Origin of the sequence: Bradyrhizobium sp. NDS-1 (genome assembly GCF_032918005.1) — a bacterium.
Taxonomy (GTDB): Bacteria; Pseudomonadota; Alphaproteobacteria; order Rhizobiales; family Xanthobacteraceae; genus Bradyrhizobium; species Bradyrhizobium tunisiense.
This window is the reverse complement of the sequence record NZ_CP136628.1, coordinates 1,629,479-1,647,217: the sequence shown is the minus strand read 5'-3', so window position 1 is coordinate 1,647,217 and position 17,739 is coordinate 1,629,479. Positions and strand designations below refer to the sequence as shown.

The 17,739-nt window shown below is 65.6% G+C and carries 16 protein-coding genes; 6 read left to right on the top strand and 10 right to left on the bottom strand.

Annotated elements, in window-relative coordinates; genetic code table 11:
* Positions 1-151 precede the first annotated feature (151 nt).
* Genes RX330_RS07810 through RX330_RS07785 form a run of 6 tightly spaced genes read right to left on the bottom strand, consistent with a single transcriptional unit; the run spans position 152 to position 6,269 of the window.
* Positions 152-1,090 (bottom strand): ABC transporter substrate-binding protein, encoded by a 939-nt coding sequence (locus tag RX330_RS07810; protein ID WP_317242609.1) that lies wholly within the window; start codon positions 1,088-1,090, stop codon positions 152-154.
* Positions 1,087-2,187, bottom strand: coding sequence for an LLM class flavin-dependent oxidoreductase (locus RX330_RS07805; protein ID WP_317242608.1), 1,101 nt, complete (start codon positions 2,185-2,187; stop codon positions 1,087-1,089). Before RX330_RS07805 ends, RX330_RS07810 begins: the two co-directional genes overlap by 4 nt.
* A 30-nt stretch (positions 2,188-2,217) precedes the next feature.
* Positions 2,218-3,390: an acyl-CoA dehydrogenase family protein gene (locus RX330_RS07800; RefSeq protein WP_317242607.1), complete on the bottom strand. Its 1,173-nt coding sequence runs from the start codon at positions 3,388-3,390 to the stop codon at positions 2,218-2,220.
* Positions 3,384-4,172, bottom strand: a complete 789-nt coding sequence (locus tag RX330_RS07795; protein WP_317242606.1) for an ABC transporter ATP-binding protein — start codon at positions 4,170-4,172, stop codon at positions 3,384-3,386. Before RX330_RS07795 ends, RX330_RS07800 begins: the two co-directional genes overlap by 7 nt.
* Positions 4,166-5,188: an ABC transporter permease gene (locus RX330_RS07790; RefSeq protein ID WP_317242605.1), complete on the bottom strand. Its 1,023-nt coding sequence runs from the start codon at positions 5,186-5,188 to the stop codon at positions 4,166-4,168. The genes RX330_RS07795 and RX330_RS07790 overlap by 7 nt, the downstream gene beginning before the upstream one ends.
* Positions 5,166-6,269: an ABC transporter substrate-binding protein gene (locus RX330_RS07785; protein WP_317242604.1), complete on the bottom strand. Its 1,104-nt coding sequence runs from the start codon at positions 6,267-6,269 to the stop codon at positions 5,166-5,168. The genes RX330_RS07790 and RX330_RS07785 overlap by 23 nt, the downstream gene beginning before the upstream one ends.
* A 474-nt stretch (positions 6,270-6,743) precedes the next feature.
* On the opposite strand from RX330_RS07785, the gene RX330_RS07780 reads away from it, so the two are divergent.
* Positions 6,744-7,724 carry an ABC transporter substrate-binding protein gene (locus RX330_RS07780; RefSeq protein WP_317242603.1) on the top strand — a complete coding sequence of 327 codons (981 nt, stop codon included), beginning with the start codon at positions 6,744-6,746 and terminating at the stop codon, positions 7,722-7,724.
* A 378-nt stretch (positions 7,725-8,102) separates the two neighbouring features.
* Here the strand turns inward: RX330_RS07780 and RX330_RS07775 are convergent, their stop codons facing one another.
* Complete coding sequence (locus RX330_RS07775; protein WP_317242602.1) at positions 8,103-8,540, bottom strand: hypothetical protein; 438 nt, start codon at positions 8,538-8,540, stop codon at positions 8,103-8,105.
* 282 nt (positions 8,541-8,822) lie between these two features.
* Here RX330_RS07775 and glgC point away from each other — a divergent pair, with 282 nt between their 5' ends.
* The 3 genes from glgC to RX330_RS07760 are packed head-to-tail and all read left to right on the top strand — an operon-like array spanning position 8,823 to position 11,834.
* On the top strand, positions 8,823-10,085 hold the full coding sequence (gene glgC, locus RX330_RS07770; protein WP_212080731.1) for a glucose-1-phosphate adenylyltransferase: 1,263 nt from the start codon (positions 8,823-8,825) through the stop codon (positions 10,083-10,085).
* Positions 10,082-11,536: a glycogen synthase GlgA gene (gene glgA, locus RX330_RS07765; protein ID WP_317242601.1), complete on the top strand. Its 1,455-nt coding sequence runs from the start codon at positions 10,082-10,084 to the stop codon at positions 11,534-11,536. The genes glgC and glgA overlap by 4 nt, the downstream gene beginning before the upstream one ends.
* A gap of 37 nt (positions 11,537-11,573) precedes the next feature.
* Positions 11,574-11,834, top strand: coding sequence for a SemiSWEET transporter (locus RX330_RS07760; protein ID WP_212080729.1), 261 nt, complete (start codon positions 11,574-11,576; stop codon positions 11,832-11,834).
* A 69-nt stretch (positions 11,835-11,903) separates the two neighbouring features.
* Here RX330_RS07760 and RX330_RS07755 read toward each other — a convergent pair whose 3' ends face one another.
* Positions 11,904-12,698 (bottom strand): DODA-type extradiol aromatic ring-opening family dioxygenase, encoded by a 795-nt coding sequence (locus RX330_RS07755; RefSeq protein WP_317242600.1) that lies wholly within the window; start codon positions 12,696-12,698, stop codon positions 11,904-11,906.
* Positions 12,699-12,849: 151 nt separating this feature from the next.
* Here RX330_RS07755 and RX330_RS07750 point away from each other — a divergent pair, with 151 nt between their 5' ends.
* A complete protein-coding gene (locus RX330_RS07750; RefSeq protein WP_212080727.1) occupies positions 12,850-13,029 on the top strand; it encodes a hypothetical protein in 180 nt (59 codons plus the stop codon).
* A gap of 8 nt (positions 13,030-13,037) precedes the next feature.
* On the opposite strand, the gene RX330_RS07745 is transcribed toward RX330_RS07750, so the two are convergent.
* Both RX330_RS07745 and RX330_RS07740 read right to left on the bottom strand, forming a co-directional pair.
* Positions 13,038-14,507, bottom strand: coding sequence for a carboxylesterase/lipase family protein (locus RX330_RS07745; RefSeq protein ID WP_317242599.1), 1,470 nt, complete (start codon positions 14,505-14,507; stop codon positions 13,038-13,040).
* A 77-nt stretch (positions 14,508-14,584) separates the two neighbouring features.
* Positions 14,585-14,794 carry a hypothetical protein gene (locus RX330_RS07740; protein ID WP_212080725.1) on the bottom strand — a complete coding sequence of 70 codons (210 nt, stop codon included), beginning with the start codon at positions 14,792-14,794 and terminating at the stop codon, positions 14,585-14,587.
* A 229-nt stretch (positions 14,795-15,023) separates the two neighbouring features.
* Between RX330_RS07740 and RX330_RS07735 the strand changes: the two genes are divergently transcribed.
* Positions 15,024-17,711 carry a flavin-containing monooxygenase gene (locus RX330_RS07735; RefSeq protein WP_317242598.1) on the top strand — a complete coding sequence of 896 codons (2,688 nt, stop codon included), beginning with the start codon at positions 15,024-15,026 and terminating at the stop codon, positions 17,709-17,711.
* Positions 17,712-17,739 lie beyond the last annotated feature (28 nt).

Sequence of the window (17,739 nt, the reverse complement as noted above, 5' to 3'; positions counted from 1 at the left end):
CGCTTGAATAGCCTTGTGAGCTCTGATGTCTCTCCGTCGTCATCCGGGGCGCCCGGAGGGCGAACCCGGAATCCATCGGGCCGCAAAGTTTGTGGTTGAATGGATTCCGGGCTCGCGACTTCGTCGCGCCCCGGAATGACGGCGGTGAGCGCTACAACCCCGCTTTCGCAATCGCATCCGTGAATGAGCGATCCACGATGTCGCGCGCATCGAGCTTCTGCTTGATCAGGCCCCAGCGGAAATAGAGATCGATCGTGCTCTGCTCGTCGGCGACCACGCCGTCGTCGATCGGCGCGATGCGGATCTTTGCGCGCGATAGCCAATTCTGCGGCACTGATGTCGGGATGTTCATCAGCCTGCCCCAATTCGCGGCATAGCTGTCGATGTTATTCAGCGACCACGCCCGCGCGGCGGTGAGGCGGCGGATGAAATCCGTCAGCTCCGCGCGCTTGTCCCGGATCGCATCGGGCCGCGCCACCTGGAAGCTCAGCCCCGGCGTCAGCCCTTCCGAGGTGATGATGCGGCGCGATTTGAACAGCACCTCTTCCTGGCTGACATAGGGCTCCCAGGTCGACCACGCATCGACCGAGCCTTGCGTGTAGGCGATCTTGGCATCCGACGGTGCGAGAAACGCGATCTGCACATCGCTCGCGCTCCAGCCGTTCTTCTCGAGCGCGGCAAGGATCAACTGATGTCCGATCGAGCCGCGACCGGTTGCGATCTTTTTGCCGCGCAGATCGGCAAAGCTCCTGATCGGCGAATTCTCCGGCACGAGGACCGCGAGCCCCTCGCGGGTCTGCCGTATCGCCGCGATGGCCTTGACCGGCGCGCCGGAGGCCGCGGCGAACGTGAAGGGCGCGTCCCCAACGAGCCCGGTCTCGATCGCGCCGGCGCTGAGCGCCTCCAGCAAGGGAGCTGCCGCCGGAAACTCCTTCCACTCGATCCTGTAGGGAACGTCCTTAAGCACGCCTGCCGCTTCCATCACGGCCTGCGCATTGCCCTTCTGGTCGCCGACGCGCAAGGTGGTTTGCGCCGCCGCGAGCTCGAACGAGGCGAAAAGCAGCGCGCCGGCCAGCATCAGGCGGATCATTCCGCGGCCTCCCCGCGAACGGCCTGCCGCTTGGCGACAAGCTCCCGGGTCCGCGGGATCAGCTCGCGGCCATATTCGATCGCATCGATCAGCGGATCGAAGCCGCGGATCAGAAAATGGCTGATGCCGAGGTCGTAATAGTCGCCGAAGACTTCGGCGACCTGTTCGGGCGTGCCGACCAGCGCGGTGGTGTTGCTGTTGGCGCCGGTGAGCTTTGCGATCTCGGTCCAGAGCCGCTTGTCGATGCGGCTGCCCTGGTCGGCAAGCGCGAGCAGGCGCCGCGCACCGGCCGTGGCGTGGCCGTCGGCGGGCTTGCGATAGCCGGTCTTGTCCTGCAGCGCGGTGGCACGCGCCAAAATCTCTTCCGCCTTCTCCCAGGCCTGCTTCTCGGTGGGCGCAATGATCGGCCGGACCGACAGGCTGAAGCGCGGCGTTGGCCGCCCCTGGCGAACCGCTGCGTTATGCACGCGCGAGGTGACATCGCGTACCTGCGCGTAGGATTCTCCCCACAGCGCAAAGGTGTCGGCATGCTTGCCGGCGACCTCGATCGCCGCATCCGAGGCGCCGCCGAAATAGATGCGGATGCCGTCGGAGCGATACGGCTTCACCTGCGAGAACGCATTCTCGACCTGGTAGTACCTGCCTTTGTAAGTGAACGGCTTGTCGCTGGTCCATTCCAGCTTGAGCACATCGAGGAATTCGGAGGTGCGGGCGTAGCGCTCGTCCTTGTCGTCGAGCGTGTTGCCGTCCTGCCTGAGCTCGGTGGCATTGCCGCCGGTGATGACATGGAGCGCGACCCTGCCGCGCGAAAACTGGTCGAGCACGGCGAACTGCCGCGCCAGCAGCGTCGGGGCGGTAAAGCCCGGCCGCTGCGCGATCAGCACGTTGAGGCGGGAGGTCGTGTTGAGGACGTGCTGGGCCACCTGAAGCGCGTCGGGCGAGGTCGAATGAAACGCCAGCAGCGCGCGATCGAAGCCGGCGTTCTCATGCGCCTTCGCCACCGTTTCGATGTGGGTGGGGTCGAGCACCGGTCCTTCGCGGACGACGGTCTCGGATGAATTGTTGTTGCTGATGAAGCCGATGAACTCGATCGACATGATGGTCTCCCTGATTGTTTTCCGGAAAGGCTAGAGGCCCAACGCGGCGCGGCCGAGGCCGATGCGCGTGGAATCGTCCTGCGGCGTGTGCACGCGGCCGCACAGCACGTCGCGATAGTGCCGTTCCAGCGGATTGGCGCGGGACAGGCCGTGATTGCCGGTGAGCGACAGCGCGTCCTCGACAGCGGCGACCGCGTTGTTGGTCACGGTCAGCTTGATGACGTTGGACTCGCCTGCTGAGAGCTGGACACCGTCATCGAAATCGCGCGCAAAGGACTCGATCAGCCGCGCATTCACCGCGAGCCGCGCCTCGATGGCGCCGAGGATCTCCTGTGCACGCGGCAAGGTCGCGAGCGGCGCGCCGAGGCTGGCCGGAGCCCGCTGCTTCAGGAACGAGATCAGCCAATCGCGCGCGGCACGGGCGATGCCATCGTAGATCGCAGCGACGAAGATGGTGTGGACTGTCGCCTGCGTCACGTCAGGGCCGCGCCAATCGGCGGGCTTGCGGACATCGATCTCGGCGTCGAGCGGGATGACGACGTCGTCGAAGACGACATCATGGCTGCCGCTGGCGCGCAGGCCGTGATGGTCCCAGGTCTCGACGATGCGCGTGCCCGGCAGGCCCGCCGGCACCAGGAGCTGTCCGACGCGCGGCTCGGCTTCGTCGGTCCGCGCCCAGACCAGATACCATTTCAGGATCGGCGATCCCGTCGAATAGATCTTGTGACCGGAGAGGCGCCAACCGGTCTCGGTGCGCCGCGCGATGGTCGCGGGCAGCCCGCCACGGGCGGGTGAGCCGAGCTCCGGCTCGACGCGCAGCGCGTTGACGAGGGCAAGGCCTTCGACGCTCTCGCACGCGAGCTTGCGCGACAGCCGCACCGGCCAGGTCGGGCTGCGCGCCATCACCAGATGATTGATGATGTGCATCGACAGCACCAGCGCGGTCGAGGGATCGGCCTTGCCGATGATGCCGATCACGCGCGCGGCGTACCTTGCGCCCGCTCCGGCACCGCCATGGACGGCCGGCACCGTCAACGACAACAGGCCGGCTTCCGATAGCTCGCGAAAGTTCTCGAACGGGAAGCTGCCGGTGCAGTCGTGCTCGGCCGCGCGCGCGGCAAAGCCCGTCGCGAGCGCCTCGGCGCGCGCGACGTAATCGGGTTCGCTATGCGGCGTCCGCCCCTTGGCTGCGGAAGTCACCATGTCGCATCCAATCCCAGAAGGCCGAGAATCTGCCGGCGCAGATCCGCCAGATACGGATCGCCGCGATGCCTTGGATAGGGCCGATCGACGCGGATGTCGGCCTTCACCCGGGCCGGGCGATCGCTGAAGACGACGACGCGGTTGGCGAGCACCAGCGCCTCCTCGGCGTCATGCGTCACCAGCAGCGTGGTGAAGCCCTTGCGCTGCCAGAGCGCGACGAGCTCGGCCTGCATGGTGATGCGGGTCAGCGAGTCCAGCTTTCCGAGCGGCTCGTCGAGGATCAGGATTTTGGGATCGTTGACCAGAGCACGCGCCAGCGCGACGCGCTGCGCCATGCCGCCGGAGAGCTGGTGCGGATAGGCGTTGCGGAACGATGCCAGCCCGACCAGATCGAGCGCGGCGTCGACGCGATGACGCTGGCGCTTCAAAATGCCCTGGGCCTCGAGACCGAGCGCGACGTTGTCCCAGACCGACCGCCAGGGAAACAGGGTCGGATCCTGGAACACGACCACGCGCGAGGGATGCGGGCTTCTGATGCGCGTCTCGTCCTCCCTCAGCCTTCCGGCCTTGGGCTTGTCGAGGCCGGCGACCAGCCGCAGCAGGGTCGACTTGCCGCAGCCGGAAGGACCGAGCAGTGCGACGAACTCGCCAGGCTCCACGGAGATGCTGACGTCGCTGAGCACCGGCAATTCGGCTCCGTCGATGTCGAAGGCGTGGCTGACCTGCTCGATGTCGAGCGCGGCGCCGGCAGAACGCGTGACCGCTTCAGCCAGAGCTACCATTTCACGGTCCCCTTCTGCCAGACCAGGAGACGATCGCGGATCGCAAACAGCAGCGTAATCGCGCCGGAGCAGAGCAGCGACATCACGATCAGCGCCGCATACATGTTGGCGTAGGCGGCCCAGCCCTGCGCCCACTGCAAATACCAGCCGAGCCCGGCCTTGACGCCGATCATCTCGGCGACGACGAGCACGGCGAAGGACGAACCCAGTCCCATGAACAGGCCGACGAAGACGTGCGGCAATGCTGCGGGGATCGCGACTTTCAACACCAGGAAGGATGGCTTTGCCCCCAGCGTGCGCGCAACGTCGTAATAGGCGTTGCTCACGCTCGCGACGCCGGACCAGGTCAACACGGTGACGGGAAAGCCCGTCGCCAGCGCAATCAGGAAGGTCGAGGCGCTCCAGCTCGACGGGAACGTGAAGAACGCGATCGGAAGCCAGGCGGTCGCCGGCAGCGGGCCGATGAAGCGCAGCACCGGATGCACCCAATAGCCGACGGCGCGCGACCAGCCGATCGAGACGCCGGTCAGGAAGCCAACCGTCGCGCCGATCAAATAGCCGCCGAGCTGGAGCTTGACCGAGGCGAACACGCTGTCGAGCAGCTTTGGCAGGTCATCGGTATAGACCTCGATGATCGCCTGCGGCGGCGGAAAGAACGGCAGCGGCAGCCAGGCGAATTTCGCGGTCGCGACCTCCCACAAGGTCAGGAACGCACCGAGCGCAAGAAGCCAGGGCGCCCGCGCCTGCAATGCCCGTCCTGCCGACCCCAGATAATCGGCGCCGACGGTTCCGAACAGCGCGATCGCCGCGATGACGAAGGCGGCGATGCCCAGGGAATGCGTGCGCGTCCAGTCGCCGACATCCTGCCACCACAGGCAGGACAGGCCGAACGCGATCCAGGCGACGCTGGCGAGAACTCCGGCGCCGGACTCCCGTATCCAGCCCGCAAGCAGCGGCGCGCGGGAGAAACGCGGCGCGCCGGAGGCGAGGCCGTCAGACAGCGAATACGTCGACATAGATGCGCTCCGCGAATTTGGCCGTATCGGTGCTCGCCTTGAAGACCTGCACGCTCTTGAGGTCGTCGGCATAGGCCTTGAGCTCGCGCTTGAGCACGTCGCCGACGGGATGATGGTGATGGCTGTGGTAGCGCACCATGCCTTCGATATCGGCGAGCGAGGCCGTCTTCGGCGCGTAAGGCTGGAACGACTTCGCCGTGACCGTCGGGTTCTGTGCGGTGAACATGGCGGCATCGAGCAGCGCCTGAGTCAGCGCGCGCGCGACCTGCGGCTCCTCGCGCACCAGGCTGCCGCGCAGGCCGAGGATGCAGCAGCTCTTGTCGCGATATTCGCCGTCGAGATTGGAGGCGACCTCCCTGTACTGGCTGTCCTTGAGCCAGAGATAGCCGAGCGGATCGGACGACAGGAAGGCCTGCACCTCGCCCTTCTCGACGGCGACATTGAGGAGGTTGCCGGGATAGGCGCGCCAGTCGACGTCCTTGTTGGGATCGATGCCGAGCTTGGCGAGCTGAACGGAGAAGAAATTCTTGTCGGGGCCGCCGAGATCGCCGACCGCAACGATCTTGCCTTTGAGATCGGCCAGCTTGCTCACATTAGAATCGGCACGGGTCAGAACGCGCATGCAGCCGCCATGGGTGCCGGCCGCGATCTTGACGTCAAAACCCTGCTCCAGCGGCTTCAGCCAGCGCAGCGCCATGCCGAGGCCCGCATCGCTCTTTCCGGTCGCGATTGCCTCCAGCAGCTGATCGGTCGAGCCGGAGTAGTTGATGAGCTCGATGTCGAGATTGTGTTTCTGGAAGAAGCCGTGCTCGATGGCGACCGGCACGGGAGCGAGGCAGACAGCGCCGGCATTCCACGACAGTTTCAGCTTGCGCGGCGCGCCGGTGAGCGCGGGCGCATCCGATGCCGTCCGGCACAGCGGAAACTCCGAGAAGTCGACGCCGGTCGCAATCCCGCCCGGCGCGAAGGCCTGCGCCGCGCCAAGGGCGCCGAGCGGTGCGGCGAAGGCAGCAGCCAGTCCTGCCTGAAGCAGATGGCGCCGGTCGAGCTTCGATCCGCCGCGCTTGTTGTCGTCGTCCATCGGTCTCCGCTCCTGCGCTGGCACGGCTCCGCCGTTTGCGCAACGTGTCGCGTTGCGCATGTTCCGTACGGAGCTGCGTTGAGAGAATGTCGTTCTGCGGCGACCATGCGCCGCGTTGATGCGATGCGTAAATCATGCGGCGCATGCGACGTATCGTCAATGAAATGGAATTTCGAATGTTGCGCGAGGCGAAGTCATTCTCTCCATCACCGCAGGCGGCAACGATGAAAGGATTTTCGCGAATGCGGCCGGCGACTCCGCGCGCGGCGACCACACATGTGCATCATTCCTGTGCACCTCTCCCTCGCAAGCATGCCGTCTTCTCGCGCGCGGCCATTCGATGAAACGTCCTTGCCTGACGCACACGCAATACGGACGGCCATTTCATTGACTGCGCATCGCGCGATCATAGACTTGATCGTCTCGCTGCATCGTTCGCTCACGCGTCGTGAGCAAAGCAACAAGACAGGCCACATGCGCATCAACTCCCGTCATCATCCCCTCACCCGCCGTCTCGCGGCATCGCTGGTTGCCGCCGCCGTCACCTTGTCGTCGGCTGCTGCATCGTTCGCCGCCGACACCGTCGTGCTGCGCGTCGGCGACCAGAAGGGCGGCAACCGCTCGCTGCTCGAGATCTCCGGCTATGCGAAAGACCTGCCCTACAAGATCGAATGGTCGGAATTTCCCGCGGCCGCGCCGATCCTCGAGGCGCTCAACGCCGGTGCGCTCGACGTCGGCTATACCGGCGATCTCTCGTTCCTGTCGGTCTATGCGGCCGGCGCGCCGATCAAGGCGATCGGCGGCACCAGATCGGACGCGAAGACGCAGGCCATCCTGGTGCGCCAGGATTCGCCGATCAAATCGGCTGCCGACCTCAAGGGAAAACGGCTCGCCGGCACACGTGGCGGCTGGGGCCAGTTCCTGATCGACGCCACGCTGGAGAAGGCAGAGATCAAGCTGGAGGATGCGACCTTCGCGCCGCTCGGGCCGGTCGACGCCAAGATCGCGCTGCTCGCCGGCTCGATCGATGCCTGGGCGGTGTGGGAGCCCTATGTGTCGTTCGCGACACTGAAGGACAAGGCCCGCGTGATCGCCGACGGCGAAGGACTAACGCCGACCATCACCTTCATCGTCGCGTCCGACAACGCCATCTCCACCAAGCGCGCAGCGGTGCAGGACCTGGTGCAGCGGCTCAACAAGGCGCGGCTATGGTCGCTGGATCACCTGCCCGAGTACGCCAAGAACACGGCCGAGCTGACCAAGCTGCCGGAAGACGTGCTGCTCTCGGCCTACACCGCACAGCGCACCAGCCCGATCGTGATCGACGAGAACGTGGTGAAGGAGGTGCAGGCGGCCTCCGACCGCTCGACGCGCTACGGCATCCTGCCGAAGAAGCTCGACGTGAACAAAGCCGTCGACCGCAGCTTCACCGCCGCGACGGCGGGGTCGAACTAGACGTGATGATCTTCCGGTGGGCGGCAGGCTCGCGCGCCGGGTGAGGGCTTTCTCCTCCAGGGGATTGTCCCTTTGCAGAGGCCCCCTCTCCCCGACCCTCCCCCGCATGCGGGGGAGGGAGCGCACCGTGTTCACGACATGAGCAAGTCCAACAATGCAAAGAGCGACGGAATGCGCTGGCCTAGTCTCAAGGCCGGCCCGCTGCATCTCGCCGCGATCGCGCTCATGCATTTCGCATGCATGAGCCTGCTCGTCTGGCTCTCGCTCTAAAGCGCGATGAGATCTCGAATCCTCATCGCGCTTCAGCTCATTGTTTGAGCATGATCGTTCCGGAAAACCGCTTCGGACGTTTCCGGATCATGCTCTGGCCACGCAACCTCACCAATAAGCGCGGTAGTAGTGACGCGGATACGGCCGGTAGTAGCCGCCGTAATAGGGGCGGTAGGGCCGATAGTAGCTGCGATAGCCATAATAGCGTGGATAGGAATAAGCCGGGGCGTAGCCGTAATAGGCGGGCGCGTAACCATAGCCGTAGCCGGGATATCCATAGCCGCCGTAATACGGGCGGCCATAATAGCCATAGCCGTACGGCGCACCGGCTGCGATGGCGCCGCCGATGATCGCACCGGCGGCGAGACCGCCAATGCCTATTCCCCAGCCGCCGCCGCGCCAATGCACCGGCGTAACATCGTTGCTGGCCGCGGCCTTCATGCTCGCGACGTTGGTCGGCAGCGGGGCTGCCGCCGCCTGCTGGATTTCGCCGGCGACGACCGCGCCGGCCAAGCCACAGGCAATTGCCGTTCTCCAAATCCTCATCGTCTTACTCCCTGTGTGACGTTCCGCTTGGAAAAGGATCGCACCACCATGATCGGGTATCCCGGCGCCGAATCAAAGCCGGATTTTGCGTGCGGCGCACAAGTCCCGCCCACCGGCGTGCTGCTGGATCGCCAAGACGAAAGCATTAAGCTTCCCATCTTCGCAACCAACAACCTACTTCACGATTTACTATGCGTACCATTACTATCGGTTCCAGTGGGCGCGGGACCGCGGGGCCTTGTCGCGACAAAAAGCCCCGAAATGCCAGAGTGGGAGGATGACATGAGTGCCGTCGGTAATGAGCCGCTTGCCCGTCAGGCGCTGGCGTTCGTCCTGGCCGGGGGGCGCGGTAGCCGGCTTCTGGAGCTGACCGACCGGCGCGCCAAGCCCGCCGTCTATTTCGGCGGAAAATCCCGGATCATCGATTTCGCGCTGTCGAATGCCGTCAATTCAGGCATCCGAAGGATCGCGGTGGCGACCCAGTACAAGGCGCATAGCCTGATCCGCCATCTTCAGATGGGCTGGAACTTCTTCCGCCCCGAGCGCAACGAGAGCTTCGACATCCTGCCCGCGAGCCAGCGCGTCTCCGAGAACATGTGGTATGTCGGCACGGCGGACGCCGTCTACCAGAACATCGACATCATCGAATCCCACGCCTGCCGCTTCATCGTGGTGCTGGCGGGCGACCATATCTACAAGATGGATTACGAGGTGATGCTGCGCCAGCACGTGGAGAGCGGCGCCGACGTCACGGTCGGCTGCCTGGAGATGCCACGCGCGGAATCCTCGGGCTTCGGTATCATGCATGTCGACGAGAACGGCTGGATCCAGGAGTTCCTGGAGAAGCCGAAAGATCCGCCGCCGATGCCGGGCAAGCCGGACGTCTCGCTCGCCAGCATGGGCATCTACGTCTTCAACGCCAAATTCCTGTTCGACCAGCTCAAGCGCGACGCCGAGGACCCGAACTCCAATCACGATTTCGGCAAGGACATCATTCCATACCTCGTCAAGAACGGCCGCGCGATCGCGCACCAGTTCTCGACCTCCTGCGTGCGAACCAACGGCCACAACGGCGCCTATTGGCGCGACGTCGGCACGGTCGACGCCTACTGGTCGGCCAATATCGATCTCACCGACGTCGTGCCGGAGCTCGATTTGTTCGACCGCGCCTGGCCGATCTGGTCCTATGCGGAGATCACGCCGCCGGCGAAATTCGTTCATGACGAGGAGGCCCGCCGCGGCCAGGCCGTGAGCTCGCTGGTCTCGGGCGGCTGCATCATCTCCGGCGCCTCGCTGCGCCGCTCGCTGCTGTTCACCGGCGTACGCATCAATTCCTATGCCAATGTCGAGAACGCCGTGATCATGCCCTATGTGAACGTCGGGCGCGGCGCGCGCTTGAAGAACGTCGTGATCGACCGCGGCGTCGAAATTCCGGAAGGCCTCGTCGTCGGCGAAGATCCCGATCTCGACGCGAAACGCTTCCGCACCACCGAGCAGGGCATCTCGCTGGTCACCCAGCCGATGATCGACGGGCTCAATAAATGACGCCTGTTCGCGTCCTCGCGGTCGCTTCTGAAGTCTATCCCATCGTCAAGACCGGCGGCCTCGCCGATGTCGCCGGCGCGCTGCCGATCGCGCTGAAGCCGCATGGCGTCGAGATGCGCACCTTGATGCCGGGCTATCCCGACGTGATGCGGCGCGTATCGAACGCCGAGGAGATCCGGCACTGGCCGGATTATTTCGGCGGTCCCGGACGGCTGCTCGCTGGCTCCCACGAGGGCCTCGACCTGTTTGTGCTCGACGTGCCGCATCTCTATGCGCGGCCGGGCAACCCCTACGTCACCTCCGAGGGCGTCGACTGGCCGGACAATGGCGTGCGCTTTGCGGCGCTGTCGCGCATCGCCGCCGATATCGGCCAAGGCCTCGTCCCGGCCTTCGTTCCCGACGTCGTGCACGCCCACGACTGGCAGGCCGGGCTCGCGCCGGCCTATCTGCACTACGACAATCGCCCGCGGCCCGCGACCGTGATGACCATCCACAACATGGCCTATCAGGGCAAGTTCGCGCCTGAGCTGATCGGATCGATCGGCCTGCCCTGGCACGCCTTCAACGTCAATGAGCTGGAATATTTCGGGGGCATCAGCTTCCTGAAAGCCGGCCTGCAATTCGCCGATCGCATCACCACGGTGTCGCCGACCTACGCGCGGGAGATCCAGAGCGACGAAGGCGGCATGGGGTTCGGCGGCCTCCTGCGCGCACGCGCGCACGTGCTCAGCGGCATCCTCAACGGCATCGACGTCTCGGTGTGGAATCCGGAAGAAGATCCGCACATCGCCTACCGCTACGGCGCGGAAGACCTGACGTTCCGGGCCGCGAACAAGGCGGTGCTGCAGCAGCAGTTCAACCTCGATTCCTCGGACGAGGCGCCGCTGCTCGGCGTCATCAGCCGGCTGTCGTGGCAGAAGGGGCTCGATCTCCTGCTCGATGTCATTCCGACCATTTTGGGCGAAGGCATGCAGCTCGCGCTGCTCGGCAGCGGCGACCGCGATCTCCAGGATCGTTATCAGGCCGCCGCCCGCGCCAATCCCGGCCGGATCGGCGTCGTGATCGGCTATGACGAGATCCTGGCGCACCTGATCCAGGCCGGCTCGGACGCGCTTCTCGTTCCCTCGCGCTTCGAGCCATGCGGCCTGACCCAGCTCTGCGCGCTGCGCTACGGTGCCGTCCCGATCGTGTCGCGCGTCGGCGGGCTCGAGGACACCATCGTCGATATCGGCGAGGCTGACGCCTCCGGCCGCGACGCCACCGGTTTCAAGTTCGCACCCGTGACGGCGGATGCCTTCGCCGGCAGCTTGCGCAAGGCCAACATCGTCTTCCACGACAAGCAGACCTGGCGCCGGCTGCAGCGGAACGGCCTTGCGACCGACGTCTCCTGGCGTGGCCGCGCCGGCGACTATGCCGCGCTGTACCGCAATCTCATGACGTCGCGCGCGTGAGGCTTAGCCATCGTCGAATCCATGCTATAGAGCCGCCATGGACCCCTTCGTGATCAAGCTGATCGGCTTTGCCGCCGCCACCTGCACCACCGTGGCCTACGCGCCGCAAGCCATCAAGGTGTGGAAGACCCGCTCCACCGGCGACATCTCGCTCGGCATGTTCCTGGTCATGGTGCTGGGGCTGGCGCTCTGGCTCGTCTACGGCCTGCTCTCCGGCGATGCCCCGCTCGTCGCGGCAAACGCCGTCACCATGGTGCTCGCCGGCGGCATTTTGTTCATGAAGCTGAAATACGGGTGAGGTAGCGACGCGCTTTTCTTCCTTCTCCCCTTGCGGGAGAGGGTTAAAGGCGCACGCCGCCCTTACGATTCATCCAAATTTGTACGATGCCATCGCGACGTTGGCGACTTCATCCACGAAAACACGATGACCCACGTCGCTGCCGGCGGCGCCGGCGGCCACCATCAGCGGCAGCAGATGGTCCTCGCGCGGATGTGCCAGGCGCGCGCTCGGTGCGTTTTCCCAATCGACCAGCATGGCGTTGCGGCGGGCCGGATCCGGGTTGCTGATCGCCTCGTTCAGATACGCCTCGAAGTCATAGGACACCGGCTTGGACTCCGGCCGGTTGAAGCCGCGCATGTTGTGATAGGTCAGCCCGCTGCCGACGATCAGAATGCCTTCATCGCGGAGCGATGCAATCGCCTGCCCGACCTTGACGTGCTCGGCCGCCTCGTAGCTCGACTTCAGCGAGAGCAGCACGATCGGCATGTCGGCGTTCGGATACATCAGCCCGAGCGGCACGAAGGTGCCGTGATCGAAACCCTGATTGGGATCTTCCCGGCAATCGAGCCCCGCGCGCGTCAGCAGCGCCTTCACTTGCGCGGCGAGCTCGGGCTGGCCCGGCGCCGGATATTTGATGTGGTAAGTGTGCTCGGGGAAACCGTAATAGTCGTACACCATCGGCGGATGCGCCGCGGTCGATACGGTGAAGGCATCGGCCTCCCAATGGCCGGTGATGACGAGCACGGCCTTGGGCCTTTCCGGCAGCAGCTGCGGCAGCCGGCCGAACTCCTGGGCGGTCCTGGCATATTGCACCCGCCTGTCCTCCATGAACGGCCAGGGGCCGCCGCCATGCGACAGGAACAGGGTCGGAAATCGCGTCATGGGGTCCGTCTCGTCGGCAAATGCGCGTGCCAGTGCCCGCGCGACGGCGGCGAGCATAGGCAAACCGGCATGGTTAGCAAGCCGTTAACGATTGCCGCTCAAAATCCGGACGGGGCCGAAGCAGTCGGCCTGAAGACAAGTGAGACGTGAGATGAAGAAGTTTGCGCTGGGGGACGTCGTGAACAGTGACAAGGGCCGCCGCGGCATCGTTCGCGCCGCCTTCAAGTCACGCGAAGGCAAGCAGTTCTACGCCGTCGAGAAGGACGGCGCGATGGATTATCTGGAGGAAGAGCGGCTGACGCCCGCGCCGCGCGTCGAGCTCGCGGCTTAAGTCCAAACTCAGTTCTTGCTCTCGGCTGCGAGCCGGTCGAGACGCTCCGCGAAGGGATCGTCTCCGCTGGCGATGCCATCGTTCGTGATCAGCAGCAGCCGATCGCGGCCTGCGGCTTGGTCCCAATGCGGCAGACCGGGACCGTTGGGATCACCGCTCCTGGCGAAGTTGATCCAATAGGATCGCATGCGGCCTGCGGCCTCGCGATCGCCTCGCGAGAAGATGCCCGCTCCCGGTACGCCTTCCACACCGAAGATGAACTGCAGCTCCCGCCCGTGTCCGCCCTCGGGGTTGGCGCGCCGAAACTCAGGCACATAGGCGAAGCGATAGCGAAACGTCGCCGCACCGCGTGCGGCATGCAGGCGAGCCAGCAATCTTGCGGGCTCGGAAAAGATCTTGTCGGTATAGAACCGTGCCGCACGCTCCAAGGGCGTCGCGAGGTCGGGATAGAGCCCGCGCAGCTCGTCGCTCGTGATGCCCGAGGATGCGAGCTCCTCCTTGATCTCGAGCTCACCGTCGAAACCGGTCTCGTCATCGTTCGAGCCGATGATCAGGGCGATGCGGCTTTGATGTCCGGCCGCAAAGCCCGTGGCAATATCCTCGGCCACCAGATGTCCGTCCATCATCGGCGCGAAGCTGCGCCGCGATGTCTTCAAGAGTCCGCTCTCGGCGGCAAGCAGACCTCGCCGTTCGGCAGCGCGCGCATCCGCCTGTGGTCCAAGCGCCGCCACGAACTGCCGGCCTACAGCCTCCGCCTCCTGCGCCGAGCGCAGCCGCGCGCGACCGGGGATCGATTGCAGAATGGCCTTCTGGAAGAGACCCTGCGATTGCGCAGACAGCATCAGAAGCGCGATCGACGTCGCACCTGCATCGCTGCCAAACAAGGTGACGTTACCTGGATCGCCGCCGAACGCGGCGATGTTGTCGTGAACCCATCGAAGCGCGGCGACCTGGTCCATCAGCCCGTAATTACCGGAGCCGTCTTCCGACAGCGCGGGATGAGCGAGCCAGCCGAGCGCACCGAGGCGATAGTTCACGGTAACCACGATGAGACCGGCCTGCGCCAGCCTGGCGCCATCGTACAGCCGCTCATTCGCGGTGCCGCTGCTGAAGCCGCCGCCGTGGATGAACATCATCACCGGCAGCGGGCCATCGACCCCGAAGGGACGAAACACGTTCAGCGTGAGACAATCTTCGCTCGAGGCCGCCAACGAGAGCTGAAGGCACGGCGCGCCATAGTCGTAGGCGGTCCGCATCTCCGAACTTTCGGGCGTCGGCTGCGGGGCCCGCCAGCGCAGTGCGCCGACCGGCGGCGCCGCATAGGCCAGTCCCCTAAACGAGGCCACCTCGCCTGCGACGGCGCCGAGCATCTGTCCTTCACGCGTCAGCGCGAACGGAAACTGTCCGACCGGCTGGGCGATGGCCGAAGCGGCGCCATGCAAAACGCAAACAGCGAGAAGTGAAAGCAGGAAACGCATCTTTGGGGCATCTCGATGCGCGGACGGTTTCCTGCAGGTTACGTCCGCGGCCGTCAGAGAGGCAAGCCTCGCGCGACCTAACCGCCCTTGGCGATGAGTTCTGCCAGCGCGTGGCGCGCGACGATGCCGAGCTCGCCGAGCGTGGAATGGCCCGCCCGTGCTGCCTCGATCAGGCGCTCGGCGATGAACCTGCGGCTGTCATGATCGCCGCCATGCGGCAGTTGGCGGCACGTCTCCTCCAGGACGACGTCCATGTTCGCTTTGGTTCGCTCACTCAACTCTGGCATGGACGCTCGGTCGCTACGCGTGGCTTGTAACCGCAAGCATACACAGACGGATCGGACATGATTACCCCGGGTAATCACGGCCATTGTGCATCGCGATGCGTGTAGCGCCGCAGGATTCACGTGGCCATGATGCCGCCCAAACGACCACCGAAGATTGCACTTGCTGTGATGACAAGCTGAACCTGCGGCGATAGCCTGCCGGCAAAACAAAACATACGGGAGGAATGCGATGCCTGACGCAATGGTTGCTACACGTGCCTCCGACGAACGCGGAACCGCTCAGCAGGTCGATGTCGCCGTGGTCGGCGCCGGCTTTGCCGGCCTCTATCTCCTGCATCGCCTGCGCAAGGCCGGCCTCAAGGCAGTCGGCCTCGAAGAGGCCGGCGATGTCGGCGGCACCTGGTACTGGAACCGCTATCCGGGCGCCCGCTGCGACATCCAGACCATCGATTACAGCTACACCTTCGATCCGGAGCTCGAGACGGCCTGGACCTGGTCGGAGAAATACGCGACCCAGCCCGAGATCTTGCGCTATCTCGGCTTCGTCGCCGACCGCTACGATCTCAGGCGCGACATCCGCTTCGGGACCAAGGTCACCGAAGCCAGATGGGACGAGAAGGCCGAGCGCTGGCTCATCAGCACCGACAAGGGCGCACCGGTCTCCTGCCGCCATTACATCATGGCCACCGGCTGCCTTTCGGCGCCGAAGCCGCCGGAGATCGACGGCGTCAAGGATTTCAAGGGCGAGGTCTACTTCACCGGACGCTGGCCGCATGACGGCGTCAACCTTGCGGGTAAGCGGGTGGCCGTGATCGGCACGGGCTCCTCGGCCATCCAGTCGATCCCGCTGATCGCCGAGCAGGCCGCACACCTCACCGTATTCCAGCGCACGCCGAACTTCGCACTGCCCGCGCATAACGGCCCGGCGCCGTCGGACCGGATGAGCCTGCTGCAAAGCGATCGCGCGGCCTATCGCGAGCAGGCGCGCCAATCGATGGCCGGCGTGCCCTATCCGCAGCAGACCGTCGTGAGCTGGCAGCTCAGCGATGCCGAGCGTCGTGAGCGGTTCGAACGCGCCTGGGCGGCCGGCGACCTCGTTCACATCCTGACGCAGCTCTGGGCCGACCAGGCCGTCGACATCGACGGCAACAGGATCGTCCAGGACCTGATCCGCGAGAAGATCCGCGCCGCGGTGAAGGACCCCGAGACCGCCGCAGCGCTGATGCCGGACGATCATCCCTTCGGCGCCAAGCGCCCCTGCCTCGACACCAATTACTACGCCACCTACAACCGGCCGAACGTCACGCTGGTCAATCTGCGCCAGGAGCCGATCAAGACGATCACGGCCGGCGGCATCACCACGGCCAAGCGCAGCATCGACGTCGACGTCATCGTGTTCGCCACCGGCTTCGACGCCATGACCGGCGCGATCCGCGCCGTGCATCCGATCACCGGCCGCGGCGGCAAGTCGCTCACCGACGTTTGGGCGCAGGGGCCGCAGAGCTATCTCGGCCTCACGGTCGAGGGTTTCCCGAACTTCTTCATGATCACCGGCCCAGGCAGCCCGTCGGTGCTGTCGAACATGGCGGTGTCGATCGAGCAGCATGTCGACTGGGTGGTCGACCGCCTGGCCGCGCTGCGCGATGCCGGCTTCGCCACGATGGAGCCGACCGAGACGGCGCAGGCCGGCTGGAACAGGCACATGGCCGACTGCGCGACGCTGACGCTGCACCGGCTCGCCAACACCTGGTACACGGGCGCCAACGTGCCCGGCAAGGTGCAGGGCCTGATGCCCTATACCGGCGGTGTCGGGCCCTATCGCAGCATCTGCGACGAGGTGGTCAGCCGCGGCATGCTCGGCTTCAAGCTCACCGGCCCTGATGGCGCCACGCAGTGCAATGACGGCGAGGTGGTGCGCCTGCAGCCGGACGTGCGGCTGGTGCTCAACCTGCTGGCGTCGCTCAACCTGCCGCAGATCGAGTCGATGGGCGCGGATGGCGCTCGCGCCTTCGTCAACGAGTTCAACAAGGGCCGGCCTGCGGGACGGCCGATCGGCGACATCGTCGACGGCACCCTGCCCGTCGCCGACGGCGCGCTGCCCTACCGTGTCTACAAGCCGGCAACGCCGGGACCGCATCCGGTCGTGGTCTATTTCCACGGCGGCGGCTGGGTGCTCGGCGACGAGCAGTCGGACGAGCCGTTCTGCCGCGACATGGTGCGGCGGACCGGCATGATGTTCGTCAGCGTCGGCTATCGCCACGCGCCCGAGCATCGCTTCCCGACCGCGGCCGAAGACGGCTATGCCGCGACACGCTGGATCGCCGAGCACGCCACCGAGATCGGCGGCAAGCCGGGCCCGGTGCTGGTCGCGGGCTGGAGCGCCGGCGGCAACATCGCCGCCGTCACCTGCCAGCTCGCGCGCGACCGCGGCGGGCCCGAGATCGCCGGCCAGCTCCTGATCTGCCCGGTCACCGACTGCAGCTTCGACCGTCCCTCCTACAACGACAATGCGACGGGCTATTTCCTGACGCGCTCGCTGATGTACTGGTTCTGGGACCTCTACTGCTCACCGGCGGACCGCACCGATCCGCGCGTCTCGCCGCTCCGCGGCAAGGTCGCCGGGCTGCCGCCGGCCCTCGTCGCCACCTGCGAGTTCGATCCCCTGCGGGACGAAGGCATCGCCTATGCCGAGGCGATGGCGGCCGCGGGCGTCCCGGTCGAGCAGCTCAGGGCGCACGGCCATTTCCACTCGTCCTTCGCGATGGTGGACGTGGTGATCACCGGCGCGCCTGGCCGGGTGCAGATGGCCGAGGCGTTGCGGCGGTTCGCCGGGCTGCCGCCGGAGATCAGCAGCAGCGACGAACACAGCCATGGTCATGTCAGTCCGGGGCACCGGATCGCGGCGGCCGCGAGCTGAAGGCGACGTGCGGACCGCCGGGAACTTT